10 protein-coding genes and 1 riboswitch are annotated in these 13586 nt (G+C 67.3%); of the genes, 6 read left to right on the top strand and 4 right to left on the bottom strand.

Annotated features, from left to right (window positions below; all coding sequences use genetic code 11):
* Positions 1-39: 39 nt before the first annotated feature.
* Positions 40-372 (bottom strand): SMR family transporter, encoded by a 333-nt coding sequence (locus QE444_RS21275; protein ID WP_309741567.1) that lies wholly within the window; start codon positions 370-372, stop codon positions 40-42.
* 84 nt (positions 373-456) lie between these two features.
* Between QE444_RS21275 and QE444_RS21270 the strand changes: the two genes are divergently transcribed.
* Positions 457-1341 carry a LysR family transcriptional regulator gene (locus QE444_RS21270; RefSeq protein ID WP_309741565.1) on the top strand — a complete coding sequence of 295 codons (885 nt, stop codon included), beginning with the start codon at positions 457-459 and terminating at the stop codon, positions 1339-1341.
* 223 nt (positions 1342-1564) lie between these two features.
* Positions 1565-2851 carry an MFS transporter gene (locus QE444_RS21265; protein WP_309741563.1) on the top strand — a complete coding sequence of 429 codons (1287 nt, stop codon included), beginning with the start codon at positions 1565-1567 and terminating at the stop codon, positions 2849-2851.
* Here QE444_RS21265 and QE444_RS21260 read toward each other — a convergent pair.
* Both QE444_RS21260 and QE444_RS21255 read right to left on the bottom strand, forming a co-directional pair.
* Positions 2848-4212 carry an MFS transporter gene (locus tag QE444_RS21260; protein WP_309741561.1) on the bottom strand — a complete coding sequence of 455 codons (1365 nt, stop codon included), beginning with the start codon at positions 4210-4212 and terminating at the stop codon, positions 2848-2850. The genes QE444_RS21265 and QE444_RS21260 overlap by 4 nt on opposite strands.
* A gap of 166 nt (positions 4213-4378) precedes the next feature.
* On the bottom strand, positions 4379-5326 hold the full coding sequence (locus tag QE444_RS21255) for a LysR family transcriptional regulator (protein ID WP_133862595.1): 948 nt from the start codon (positions 5324-5326) through the stop codon (positions 4379-4381).
* Positions 5327-5434: 108 nt separating this feature from the next.
* Between QE444_RS21255 and QE444_RS21250 the strand changes: the two genes are divergently transcribed.
* The 3 genes from QE444_RS21250 to waaA all read left to right on the top strand — a co-directional run bounded on the left by QE444_RS21250 (position 5435) and on the right by waaA (position 9887).
* Positions 5435-6616 carry a fumarylacetoacetate hydrolase family protein gene (locus QE444_RS21250; protein ID WP_309741558.1) on the top strand — a complete coding sequence of 394 codons (1182 nt, stop codon included), beginning with the start codon at positions 5435-5437 and terminating at the stop codon, positions 6614-6616.
* A 32-nt stretch (positions 6617-6648) separates the two neighbouring features.
* Complete coding sequence (locus tag QE444_RS21245; protein WP_273861819.1) at positions 6649-8433, top strand: IlvD/Edd family dehydratase; 1785 nt, start codon at positions 6649-6651, stop codon at positions 8431-8433.
* 188 nt (positions 8434-8621) lie between these two features.
* Positions 8622-9887, top strand: a complete 1266-nt coding sequence (gene waaA, locus QE444_RS21240; protein ID WP_309741555.1) for a lipid IV(A) 3-deoxy-D-manno-octulosonic acid transferase — start codon at positions 8622-8624, stop codon at positions 9885-9887.
* Here the strand turns inward: waaA and QE444_RS21235 are convergent.
* The gene (locus tag QE444_RS21235) at positions 9833-11329 is read right to left on the bottom strand and encodes a TolC family outer membrane protein (RefSeq protein ID WP_309741553.1); all 1497 of its coding nucleotides are present in this window, start codon (positions 11327-11329) and stop codon (positions 9833-9835) included. The two genes, waaA and QE444_RS21235, sit on opposite strands and share 55 nt — an antisense overlap.
* A gap of 109 nt (positions 11330-11438) precedes the next feature.
* A riboswitch (TPP riboswitch) is annotated at positions 11439-11565 on the top strand.
* Positions 11566-11667: 102 nt separating this feature from the next.
* Here QE444_RS21235 and thiC point away from each other — a divergent pair.
* The gene (gene thiC, locus QE444_RS21230; RefSeq protein ID WP_309741551.1) at positions 11668-13545 is read left to right on the top strand and encodes a phosphomethylpyrimidine synthase ThiC; all 1878 of its coding nucleotides are present in this window, start codon (positions 11668-11670) and stop codon (positions 13543-13545) included.
* The last annotated feature ends 41 nt before the right edge of the window (positions 13546-13586 follow it).

Here is a 13586-nt window from a genome sequence, read left to right as displayed (position 1 = left end):
CAAAGGAGTGATTTTACACGCTCCTCGCTGCCGCTGGTCTCAATGCCCGGTGCTGCCGGAAAACAGCTGGATCACCACCACCCCGGCGACGATCAGGCCCATGCCCAGCATGGCCGGCAGGTCCAGCTTCTGATCGTAGAGCACCGCCGCGGCGATGCTGACCAGCACGATGCCCAGCCCGGCCCAGCTGGCGTAGGCGACGCCCACGGGAATGCTGCGCACCACCAGGGTCAGCATCCAGAAGGCCAGGCCGTAGCCAGTAATGACCAGAAACAGTGGCAGTGGCTTGCTGAAGCCACTGATGGCCTTCATGGAGGTGGTGGCGACGACCTCGGCAGCGATGGCAATGGCCAGGTAGATGTATCCGCTCATGATGATTCCTCCCGTCGAAGGCCACCATTGTGCCTTTTGGGGCGATAGGTGAAAGTTGATACCTATCTGTTAGGGAGATGGGTAGTGCAGTGGAATCTGGAGCAACTGGAGATCTTCGTCGGCATCGCCGAGGGTGCGAGTTTCTCGGCCATGGCGCGCCGTCTGGGGCGGGCGCAATCGGCGGTGAGCGCCGCCATCGCCCTGCTGGAGACCGATCTGGGCGTCGTGCTGTTCGCGCGCAGCAACGGCCGCACGCCAGTCATCACTGCGGCCGGGCTGGCGCTGCTGGAGGAGGCGCGTGAGGTGCTGCGTCAGTGCCAGCGCCTGGACAGCCGCGCCCAGGCGCTCTGTGCCGGTCAGGAACCGCTGTTGCGCCTGGCGCTGGACGAAGCCATGCCCTACCAGCCGGTGCTCGATGCGCTGGACGCCCTGGCCTCGGCCTTCCCGCACCTGGAAGTCCAGCTCACCAGCGGTGCCCAGGGCGATGTAGCGCGCAAGCTGCTGACCGACCAGGCCGACCTCGGCCTGCTGTTTCGCCATGAGCACATGCCCCAGGCCCTGGAGCGCCAGGCCCTGGGTGATGTCGCCCAGGTCACCGCCTGCGGCGCCCAGCATCCCCTGGCCAGCCAGCGCGGGGTAGGGCGGCGCGAACTGGCCCGCCACCGTCAGCTGCTCATCGCGCCGCTGGAGAATCCTTATCCCGGTGGCGAGCAGATCGCGCCCCAGGTCTGGCGCGCCGACAGCTTCTATCTGCTCGCCGAACTGCTGATGCGCGGCCTGGGCTGGGGCTGGCTACCGCGGCACGTGGCGCGCTATCCCTCCTACCAGGGCCTGCTGGCCGAGCTGGATTGCGACTGGGTGCCGCCGGCGCTGGTGGTGGAGCTGGCCTGGCGCCGCAATGCCGCGCCGGGGCCGGCGGCGCGCTGGCTGGCCCAGCGGCTGGCGGAGGAGTTGCGGGCGATTGGTTGAAATCGATGTGTTGGGCTTCGCTTTCGCTCAACCCAACCTACGTAGAGCGCCGTAGGTTGGGTTGAGCGAAAGCGAAGCCCAACATGACGGAGCCTCAGCGCTCGCCCACGGCTTCTTCCCATGACAGCCGTATTCTGGCCGAATCCATGGGGCAGCTTGACCAGCGCCAAGGCGCGAGCGCTGCGATACTCGGGTCATTCCTCCTCGATCCAGGATGATCGCCATGACCACAACCCCCGCCCTCGGCCAACGCTACGTCTTCATCGTCCTGGCGCTGATCTTTCTCGCCCTGCTGGTTTCCGCCGGGGTGAGGTCCACCCCTGGCGTACTGCTGCTGCCGTTGCAGGAGACCTTTGGCTGGAGTCGCGAGACGGTCTCGCTTTCCGCCGCCATCGGCATCTTTCTCTATGGGCTGGTCGGGCCCTTCGCCGCCGCCCTGATGCAGACCCTAGGCATCCGTCGCACCCTGCTCGGCGGCCTGACCCTGATCAGCCTGGCCACCGCCCTGAGCACCCTGATGCGCGAGCCCTGGCACCTGGTGGCCACCTGGGGCGTGCTCAGCGGCCTGGGTACCGGTTGCGTGGCCATGGTGCTGGGCGCCGCCATCGTCAATCGCTGGTTCGTCGCCCGCCGGGGCTTGATGATGGGTCTGCTCGCCGCCAGCACCGCCACCGGCAACCTGGTGTTCCTGCCGCTGCTGGCCCATCTCGCCAGTCACGAGGGCTGGCAGACCGTGGTGCTGACCGTGGCCGTGGCCAGCGCGGCGCTGATCCCGCTGGCGGCCTGGCTGCTGCCCGAGCGGCCGGCGGACGTCGGCCTGCGGCCCCATGGTGCCCCGACGGACTACCAGGCGCCGGCCGCCACCGCGCCGGGCAACCTGTTTCGCGTGACCCTTGGCACCCTGGTCATGGCCAGCCGCCGGCGCGATTTCTGGCTGCTGTTCCTGACCTTCTTCGTCTGCGGCTTCACCACCAATGGCCTGATCGGCACCCACTTCATCGCCATGGGCCACGACCACGGCCTGTCCCAGGTGCAGGCCGCCGGCATCCTCGCGCTGATGGGCATCTTCGACCTGGTGGGCACCACCGCCTCCGGCTGGCTGACCGACAGATACGATCCGCGCCGGCTGCTGTTCGTCTACTACAGCCTGCGCGGGCTCTCGCTGATCTACCTGCCGTTCTCCGGCTTCGCTCCCGAGCAACTGCTGCTGTTCGGCATCTTCTACGGCCTGGACTGGATCGCCACCGTGCCGCCCACGGTCAAGCTGACCAACCAGAGCTTTGGCGAACAAAGCGCGCCGGTGGTATTCGGCTGGGTGTTCTGCGGCCACATGCTCGGCGCCGCCTGCGCGGCCTTTCTCGCCGGGGCCTTGCGCGAGCACTTCGGTTCCTACCAGGAGGCCCTGGTATTGGCTGGGTTGACCGGCATCGTCGCGGCGGTGATGGCGCTGGGGATCGGGCGACCGAGCGCCGCGGGAGCCGGGCGCTCGGCCGTGCCCGAGGCCGGCTAGGCGGTCTTGAGGTCGAGCGGCACGGCGGTCGGCGCCCGGTGCAGCATCGACGCCGGGATCGCCAGGATCAGCAGGCCGCTGACGAACAGGCAGGCGCCGAGCACATAGGTGCCGTTGTTGATGTCGCCGGTGAGGGTTTCCATGGTCGCGGTGATCATGGAGCCGGTGAAGCCGGAGAGGTTGCCGATGGCGTTGATCATGCCGATGCCCGCCGCCGCGGCGACGCCGGAGAGCAGGGTGCCGGGCAGCGACCAGAAGATCGGCATCAGCGCCAGCAGGCCCGAGGCGGCCACGGTGAGGAAGAAGATCGACAGCACGATGTTGTGGATGAACCAGGCGCTCAGTACCAGGCCCAGGGCGCCGACGAAGGCCGGGACCGCCGCATGCATCCGCTGCTCGCCGGTGCGTGCCGAGTGGCGGGCGTTGAGCAGCATGACCACCAGGGCGACGCTGTAGGGGATGGCGGTGAGCAGACCGATCTGCAGGCTGCCGCTGACCCCGGCGTTCTTGATGATCGAGGGCATCCAGAAGGCCAGGCCATAGAAGCCGGTGTTGAAGGTCAGCAGGATGAACACCAGCAGCCAGACCCGCGGATTGAGAAAGACCTCGCTCAGCCGTGAAGCCTTGCCGGCGTTGTGCTGGTCCAGGTTGCGCTTGAGCAGGGCCTTTTCCCGGGCGTCCAGCCAGGGCGCCTTGTCGATGTTGTCGCTCAGGCAGCAGAACACTACCACCGCCATGATGATCGAGGGCACCCCTTCCACCAGCAGCATCCACTGCCAGCCGGCCAGGCCGTGCCAGTCGTGCAGGCTGCTCATCAGCCAGCCGGAAAGCACGCCGCCAAAGCTCAGGCTGAAGGGCAGGGCAACCAGGAAACCGGACATCACCCGACTCTGGCGCTGGGTCGGGAACCAGTAGTTGAGATAGAGCACCACGCCGGGAAAGAAGCCCGCCTCGCAGACGCCCAGCAGGAAGCGCAGCACATAGAAGAGGGTGCTCGACTGCAGGCCGAAGAATTGCGCCAGCGGCTGGGTGAAGGCCACCGCCATGGAGATGATCGCCCAGGTCAGCATGATGCGGGCGATCCAGAAGCGCGCGCCGTAGCGATGCAGCAGCAGGTTGCTGGGGACCTCGAAAAGAAAGTAGCCCCAGAAGAACATGCTGGCGCCAAGGGCATAGACGGTGTTGCTGAAGCCCAGGTCGTCGAGCATGTCCAGCTTGGCGAAGCCGACGTTGACCCGGTCCAGGTAGGCGGCGATGTAGCACAGCAGCAGGATCGGCAGGATGCGTAGCACCACCTTGCGATAGGTGCGTTCTTCGAAGGCGTCGCCAGCGGCGCCCTGGGCAGCGGTGGTCTCGAACATGGGAATGACCTTCGGGGCCTTGGGGCCCGTTGTTGTTATTGAAGAGGTCGAAGGCGGCCGGGGATGCGGGGTGGCCGTCTGAATCGCCAGGCCACTCTAGAAGCGGGAGCGATTCTTTCCCAATGGCATTTGCAGATCATTCGATAACGGCGCGTTATCGAGCTGTCTAGGCTGCGGACTCCTCGCGACCGGCATGGCTCAGCAGGATGGCGGCGAATTCCCGGGCCGCTTCGCCGAGGGGTTCGCCCTTGCGGGTGAGGATGCCGTAGTCCTGCGCCGGCAGGTGCAGTGGCAGCTCCAGGGCACTGAGCGCGCCGCTGGCGAGATAGGGCTCGACCATGGCCTCCGGCAGCATGCCGATCATGGGGCCGGCGCGCAGCACCTGGAGAAAGGTCTGCATGGAGATGGTGTCGATGGTGTTGCTCGGCACCGGCAGGCCGGCGGCGGCGAAGGCCCGCTCCATGCGCCCGCGGATGGGCGTGCCCTTGGGATAGAGGATCCAGGGCCAGGCCAGCACCTGGTCGAGGCCCACGGGCCCGCTGCCCACCAGGGGGTGATCGGCGTTGACCACGAAGCGGAAGGGCTCCGGCGCCAGGGGCTGGAAGTCGAAGCGCTGGGCCTGGGCTTCGTCGGTGAAGCGCGCCACCGCCAGGTGCAGCAGCTTGTCGTCGAGCATCTCCATCAGGTGATCGCTGGTCTGCTCCACCACCTCGATGGCCAGCAGCGGCCAGCGCTGCTTGATCGCGACGATGGCCTGCGGCAGCGCCACCGCCGTGGCGGCGAAGATGCCACCGACCTTGAGCTGGCCGTGGCCGCCGCGTCTCAGGCTGTCGATCTGCTCGGCGAAGTCGCGGGCATCGTTCAGCGCCACCCGGGCATAGCGCAGCACGTGCTCGCCCAGCGCCGTGGGCGGCATGCTGCGCGGCTGGCGCTCGAACAGGGCGAAGCCGAGCAGGTGCTCGAGCTCCTTGAGCATCTTGCTGATGGCCGGCTGGCTGAGGTTCATCTGCTGCGCCGCCAGGTGCATGTTGCGGGTGCGCCCCAGGGTGTCGATCAGCAGCAGGTGGCGGAACTTGAGCCAGTGGCTGATCTGGCTGAACGAAGGCTCGGACACGTATGCCTCCCAGGCGATAAGTGCGGGTTATCGAATGATGAAATAAGCCCATTTGAGTTTATCAGTCCGGCTGCCTAGCGTGGACCCATCAGCCCTGGAGTCCTGCCCATGTCCCTTCGTCTCTCGCCTGGCAACACCCTTCCCACCGATGGCCTGGCCGGCACCCTGGTCGGTCGTGCCTGGGTGCCCGGTCCGCTGGCCGGTCCCTCGCCCGTGGTGCTGCGCGAGGACGGCGTCTTCGATGTCTCGGCACGCTTCGCTACGCTGAGCGCCCTGTTCGAGGAAGAGGCGCCCCTGCAGACCCTGCGCGATACCCCCGGGCGCTACCTCGGCAGCGTGGAGGAACTGCTGGCCAACAGCGGCGAGCAGGCCGATCCGGGCCGCCTGCACCTGCTGCCGCCGGCCGACCTGCAGGTGATCAAGGCCGCCGGGGTGACCTTTGCCGCCAGCATGCTGGAACGGGTAATCGAAGAGCAGGCCGGCGGCGATGCCGGGCGCGCCGTGGCCATCCGCGAGCAGGTGCAGGCGGTGATCGGCGCGGACCTGCAGGGCCTGGAGCCGGGCAGTCCGCGCGCCCAGGCGCTCAAGGCGCTGCTGATCAAGAAGGGCATGTGGTCGCAGTACCTGGAGGTGGGCATTGGCCCGGACGCCGAGATCTTCACCAAGGCGCCGGTGCTGGCCGCGGTCGGCAGCGGCAGCGCCATCGGCATCCACCCCGTGTCCCAGTGGAACAATCCCGAGCCCGAGGTGGTGCTGGTGGCGGACAGCCGCGGCCGCCTGCATGGCGCCACCCTGGGCAATGACGTCAACCTGCGCGACATCGAGGGCCGCAGCGCCCTGCTGCTGAGCAAGGCCAAGGACAACAACGCCTCCTGCGCCCTGGGGCCCTTCATCCGCCTGTTCGACGAGACCTTCGATCTCGACCAGGTCCGCCAGTGCGTGGTGACCCTGGAAGTCCAGGGCGAAGACGGCTTTCACCTCAATGGCAGCAGCTCCATGGCGCAAATCAGTCGTGATCCCGCGGACCTCGCCGCCCAGACCCTCAATGCCAACCACCAGTATCCCGACGGCTTCCTGCTGTTTCTCGGCACCCTGTTCGCCCCGACCCAGGACCGTGACGCCCCGGGCGGCGGCTTCACCCACAAGGTGGGTGACGTGGTGAGCATTGCCAGCCCGCTGCTGGGAACCCTGCACAATAGGGTGACCACCAGCGACCAGGCCCCAGCCTGGCGCTTCGGCCTCGGTGCCCTGATGCACAACCTGGCCGCCCGCGGCCTGCTGGGCCGCTAAGCGCTCTTTCCTAATAACAACCAGAGACCATCATGACTTCCGCCAAACGCCCGCTGCGCAGCCAGCAATGGTTCGATGATCCTGCCCACGCCGACATGACCGCGCTCTATGTCGAGCGCTACATGAACTACGGCCTGACCCGCGACGAACTCCAGTCCGGTCGCCCCATCATCGGCATCGCCCAGACCGGTAGCGATCTCACCCCCTGCAATCGTCATCACCTGGAACTGGCCCAGCGGGTCAAGGCCGGTATCCGCGACGCGGGCGGCATCCCCATGGAGTTCCCGGTGCATCCCATCGCCGAGCAGAGTCGCCGCCCCACCGCGGCCCTGGATCGCAACCTGGCCTACCTCGGCCTGGTGGAGATCCTGCACGGCTTCCCGCTTGACGGCGTGGTGCTCACCACCGGCTGCGACAAGACCACCCCGGCCTGCCTGATGGCCGCGGCCACCACCGACCTGCCGGCCATCGTGCTGTCCGGTGGGCCCATGCTGGACGGGCATTTCAAGGGCGAGCTGATCGGCTCCGGCACGGTGCTCTGGCACGCGCGCAACCTGCTGGCGACCGGCGAGATCGACTACGAGGGCTTCATGGCCCTGACCACCGCCGCCTCGCCCTCGGTGGGCCACTGCAACACCATGGGCACGGCCCTGTCGATGAATGCCCTGGCCGAGACCCTGGGCATGTCGCTGCCCGGCTGTGCCAGCATCCCCGCGCCCTATCGCGAGCGCGGCCAGATGGCCTATGCCACCGGCAAGCGCATCTGCCAGCTGGTGCTGGACGACGTCCGCCCCTCGCAGATCATGACCCGCGAGGCCTTCGAGAACGCCATCGTGGTGGCTTCGGCCCTGGGTGCTTCCAGCAACTGCCCGCCGCACCTGATCGCCATCGCCCGCCACATGGGCGTGGAACTGTCGCTGGACGACTGGCAGCGCCTGGGCGAGGACATCCCGCTGCTGGCCAACTGCATGCCGGCCGGCAAGTACCTGGGCGAGGGCTTCCACCGCGCCGGCGGGGTGCCGGCGGTGCTCCACGAACTGCTCAAGGCGGGACGCCTGCACGGCGACTGTATGACGGTATCCGGGCGCACCATCGGTGCCATCGCCGAAGGTGCGGCCAGCACAGATCCCGCCGTGATCCAGCCCTACGAAGCGCCGCTCAAGCACCGCGCCGGCTTCATCGTGCTCAGCGGCAATTTCTTCGACAGTGCCATCATGAAGATGTCGGTGGTGGGCGAGGCCTTTCGCCAGACCTATCTGGCGGAACCGGGCAAGGAAAACAGCTTCGAGGCGCGAGCCATCGTCTTCGAGGGTCCGGAGGACTATCACGCGCGCATCGACGACCCGGCCCTGGACATCGACGAGCGCTGCATCCTGGTGATCCGCGGCGCCGGGCCGGTGGGTTATCCGGGCAGCGCCGAGGTGGTCAACATGGCCCCGCCGGCGGCGCTGATCAAGAAGGGCATCGACTCCCTGCCGTGCCTGGGCGACGGTCGCCAGAGCGGTACCTCGGCCAGTCCATCGATCCTCAACATGTCGCCGGAAGCGGCGGTGGGCGGTGGCCTGGCACTGCTCAAGACCAACGACCGTTTGCGTGTGGACCTCAATGCCCGCAGCGTCGATGTGCTGCTGGATGATGCCGAACTGGAGCGCCGTCGTGCTGAATGGACGCCCAACCTGCCGCCGGCCCAGACCCCCTGGCAGGAGCTCTATCGGCAACTGGTGGGCCAGCTTTCCACCGGCGGCTGCCTGGAACCGGCCACCCTGCACCTCAAGGTGATCGCCCGCGAAGGCGGGGTGCCGCGGCATTCGCACTAAGGCTTGTCTGAAAAGTCGGCGAGCGAAGGTCAGGCAAGGCAAAAGTCCGTGAGGGAGCGGAGTTTACGAGTGGTAAATGAGCATCCCGAACGGATTTTTAACGCCGCCTGACCGAGTGCAGGCACTTTTCAGACAAAGCCTTGGAACGGGCTCGCACTGGCGGCATAGCTTCATTAAGCTCTGCCGCCATGAACCGTACCCTCTATAGCCTGATCTTCACCCTGGCCTTGCCCTTCATCCTGCTGCGCCTGCTCTGGCGCGGGCGCAAGGCTCCCGCCTATCGGCAACGCATCGGCGAGCGCCTGGCGCTGGGCTTGCCAGGGATGCCGCCCGGCGGCATCTGGGTGCATGCGGTGTCGGTGGGGGAGAGCATTGCCGCCGCGCCGGTGATCCGTGCGCTGCGCCAGCGCCATCCGCAGCTGCCGATCACCGTGACCTGCATGACGCCCACCGGCTCGGAGCGCATTCGCGCCCTGTTCGGCAGCGATGTCCACCACTGCTATCTGCCCTACGACCTGCCGGGGCTGGCCGGACGTTTCCTCGACCGGCTGCGGCCCAGCCTGGGGGTGGTGATGGAAACCGAACTCTGGCCCAACCTCATCCACCAGGCGGCGTGCCGCGACATTCCCATCGCCCTGGCCAATGGCCGGCTGTCCGAGCGCTCCGCCCGGGGCTACGGAAAACTGGCCGGGGTGACGGCGCCGATGCTGGCGGAGCTGGCCTGGCTCGCGGTGCAGACGCCGGTGGAAGCCGAGCGCTTCCGCGCCCTCGGTGCCCGTGCCGAGCGGGTCACGGTGACCGGCTCCATCAAGTTCGACCTGCGCATCGACCCCGAGCTGCCGGCGCGCGCGGCCGCGCTGCGCCAGGGCTGGGGCCGTCGCCCGGTGTGGATCGCCGCCAGCACCCATGCCGGTGAAGACGAGATCCTGCTCCAGGCCCAGCGCCAACTGCTGGCCACCCGTCCCGATGCCCTGCTGATCCTGGTGCCGCGTCATCCCGAACGCTTTCCCGAGGTGCTGGGCGAGGTGCGCCGCGAAGATTTCAGCGTGATCCAGCGCTCGACGGGGGAGGCGGTGCAACCGCAGACCCAGGTCCTGCTGGGCGACACCATGGGCGAGCTGCTGTTTCTCTACGCCCTGGCCGACGTCGCCTTCGTCGGTGGCAGCCTGATCGAGCGCGGCGGGCACAACCCGCTCGAGCCGGCCGCTCTCGGCGTGCCGGTGCTCAGCGGACCGCACGTATTCAACTTCCTCGACATCGTCGCCCAGTTGCGCGACGCCGGCGCTTTGGAAACAGTAGCGGAAGCCTCGGCCATCGCTGCCGCCGTGGCCCGGCTCTGGGCCGAACCGGCGGAAGCCGCTCGGCGTCGTCAGGCGGGCCTGGCGGTATTGGCCGCCAATCAGGGCGCGCTGGAGCGCCTGCTCTCCGGGCTCGACGGACTGCTCAAGCCCTGAGCGGAACGTGCCGGCAGGACGTCGGCGCGGGTCTTGGCCAGGTCCGGCGGCAGGAAGTCGCGATCCGGGTCGTAGTGGGGATCGAGATAGCCGGACAGGGCCAGCAGGTCGTTGGGCGCCAGGGTGCCGGCCGCCTGCTTGAGTCTCAGAGTGTCCAGGATGTAGTTGTAGCGGGCGTCGTTGTACTGGCGCACGGCGTTGTACAGCAGCCGCTGGGCGTCGAGCACGTCGACGATGGTGCGGCTGCCCACCTGGTAGGCGATCTCGGTGGCTCTCAGGGCGCGCTGGCTGGAGGCGATGGACAGCCGTCGGGCGCGCACCTGCTCGATGTCGGTGTTGATCGCCCGATGGGCATTGCGGGTGTTCTGCACCACCTGGCGGCGCAGGCTTTCCTGCTGCTGCTCACTGCGGTCCAGCTGCTGGTAGGCCTGACGCGCCTGGGAGCTGGTGGTGCCGCCGCTGTACAGCGGCACCTCGACCTGGATACCGATGCTGCGGCTGTTGACCGGGCTGCCGAACAGGGACAGCTGCTCGGCGTTGGGCAGATTCACCGCATCGTTGTCGCTGTGGCTGTAGCGCGCCACCGCATCCACCGTCGGCAGGTGCCCGGCGCGACGCTGGCGCAGGGTTTCCTGGGCCGCATTGACGCCCTGGCCGGCAGCCAGCAATTGCAGATTCTGGCGCATGGCGGTGTCCACCCACTGGCGGGCATCGTTGGGTTGTGGCGGCAGGATCGGCAGGTCGTGGCGGATACCGGCGATGCTGCCATAATCGCGATCGGTCAGCCGGGTCAGGGCCTGGAAGGCGTCGGCCACCTGCTGCTCGCTCTGGGAGCGGTTGGCCTGGGCATTGTCGAAGCTGGCCTGGGCCTGGAGCACGTCGGTGTCGTCGGTCAGGCCGACCTTGTAGCGCTCGCGGGACTGGTCCAGCTGACGGTACAGCGCCTTTTCCTCGGCGCGAGCAGTGGCCAGGGCGTCCTGGGCGCGCAGGGCGCTGAAATAGCCCTCGGCGGTCTGCAGGATGAGCTGCTGCTGGGCGGCGGAAAACTGCAGCTCGGCCTGCTCGGTGGCGGCCTTGGCCGCCTTGAGCTGGAACCAGCGATCGGCGCGGAACAGTGGCTGGCTGAGGGTCGCCTGGATCAGCTGGCTGCTGCGATCGCTGCTGTAGCGGCCACCCTGGACGCCCAGCGCCGGATTGTCCTTGAGCTGCAGGCTGGTATGGGTGTCGTTGAACTGGGCACCGAGCCCGATCTGCGGCAGCAGGCCGGCGCGCGCCTGGGGCACCGCCTCGCGCTGGGCGCCAAGCCCGGCGCGTTCGGCGGCGAGGTCGGCATTGTTGTCCAGCGCTTCGCGGTAGACGTCGAGCAGGCCATTGCCGGCGACCTGGGCCTGGGCCAGCCCGGCCGTGCTGCAGAGCGCCGCGAGCAGCAGGAATCTTCGCATTCTTGGAGCCTTCCTTGAGGGACCGCGCCAGTGTAGTGGCTTCGTCCGAATCCGCCATAGGAGAGGAAATAGCGGTCGAAGTTTCTGCCGCTCTGGGTTTACACTGGCCACGTTCTTGTCGGGGTGCGCTACGAGGCGCTGAGATCGGGTAGTCCCGGATCCCGTTGAACCTGATCAGGCTAGGCGCGCCGCATGGCGGTGCGTCAACCTGCGTAGGGAACAAGAGGGCGTCCGCCGTCTCCATCCGTGGTCGCCATCCGTCCGGGCTTGCCTCTTCCTGCGTGCCCACCCTTCGTCCAGGTTCTTCCCTCGGCAACGCGCCCACCAGGAGAGCCTCGATGAACAAGCAGAACAACGTCACCGACTTCACCCGCGTCGACCATCAGTCCACCCAGCCGTTGCCCAATTCGCGCAAGGTCTATCTGACCGGTTCGCGTCCCGACATTCGCGTGCCGGTGCGGGAAATCTCCCTCGCCGATACTCCCACCGCGTTCGGCGGTGAAAAGAACGCCCCGGTGTGCGTCTACGACACCTCCGGTCCCTATACCGACCCGGCCGCCCGTATCGACCTGCGCAAGGGCCTGCCGGACGTGCGTTCGCGCTGGATCGAAGAGCGCGGCGACACCGAGCTGCTGGCCGGGCTGTCTTCCGAGTTCGGCCAGGCGCGCCTCGCCGATCCGAGCCTGGCCGCCCTGAGATTCGACCTGGCGCGCCAGCCGCGCCGGGCCAAGGCCGGGCGCAACGTTTCCCAGATGCACTATGCCCGCCAGGGCATCGTCACCCCGGAGATGGAATACATCGCCATCCGCGAGAACATGAAGCTGCAGGAAGCCCGCGCCGCCGGCCTGCTCGGCAATCAGCACCGCGGCCAGAGTTTCGGCGCCAGCATTCCCCAGGAGATCACCCCCGAGTTCGTCCGCGACGAGGTGGCCCGCGGCCGCGCCATCATCCCGGCCAACATCAACCACCTGGAGCTGGAGCCGATGATCATCGGCCGCAACTTCCTGGTGAAGATCAACGGCAACATCGGCAACAGCGCCCTGGGCTCTTCCATCGAGGAAGAGGTCGAGAAGCTGACCTGGGGCATCCGCTGGGGCGCCGACACCGTGATGGACCTGTCCACCGGCAAGCACATCCACGAGACCCGCGAGTGGATCATCCGCAATTCGCCGGTCCCCATCGGCACCGTGCCCATCTACCAGGCCCTGGAAAAGGTCGATGGTGTCGCCGAAGAACTGACCTGGGAGCTGTTCCGCGACACGCTCATCGAGCAGGCGGAGCAGGGCGTGGACTACTTCACCATCCATGCCGGGGTGCGTCTGCACTACGTGCCCCTGACCGCCAAGCGCGTCACCGGCATCGTCTCCCGCGGCGGCTCCATCATGGCCAAGTGGTGCCTGGCGCATCACAAGGAAAACTTCCTCTATACCCACTTCGAAGACATCTGCGAGATCATGCAGGCCTACGACGTGAGCTTTTCCCTGGGTGACGGCCTGCGCCCGGGCTCCATCGCCGATGCCAACGACGCCGCTCAGTTCGGCGAGCTGGAAACCCTTGGCGAGCTGACCAAGATCGCCTGGAAGCATGACGTCCAGACCATGATCGAAGGTCCGGGCCATGTGCCCATGCAGCTGATCAAGGAAAACATGGACAAGCAGCTGGAGTGCTGCGACGAGGCGCCGTTCTACACCCTCGGTCCGCTGACCACCGATATCGCCCCCGGCTACGACCACATCACCAGCGGCATCGGCGCCGCCATGATCGGCTGGTTCGGCTGCGCCATGCTCTGCTACGTGACGCCCAAGGAGCACCTCGGCCTGCCCAACAAGGACGACGTCAAGACCGGCATCATCACCTACAAGATCGCCGCCCATGCCGCCGATCTGGCCAAGGGGCACCCTGGCGCCCAGATCCGCGACAACGCCCTGTCCAAGGCGCGCTTCGAATTCCGCTGGGAAGACCAGTTCAACCTGGGCCTGGACCCGGACACGGCGCGCGCCTTCCACGACGAGACCCTGCCCAAGGACTCGGCCAAGGTGGCGCACTTCTGCTCCATGTGCGGGCCCAAGTTCTGCTCCATGAAGATCACCCAGGAAGTCCGCGACTACGCCAAGGAAAACGGTCTGACCGACGAGCAGAAGGCCATCGAGGCCGGCTTCCAGGAACAGGCGGCGCGCTTCAAGGACGAAGGCGGGGTGATCTACAAGCAGGTCTGACGACCGTAGGTTGGCGCTGAGCGCAGCGAAGCCCAACAATG

It is taken from the genome of Pseudomonas sp. SORGH_AS_0199 (assembly GCF_031453735.1).
Lineage (GTDB): Bacteria > Pseudomonadota > Gammaproteobacteria > Pseudomonadales > Pseudomonadaceae > Chryseomonas > Chryseomonas aestiva.
Note: the sequence above shows the minus strand (reverse complement) of the source record. Positions and strands in the feature narration are given on the sequence as shown.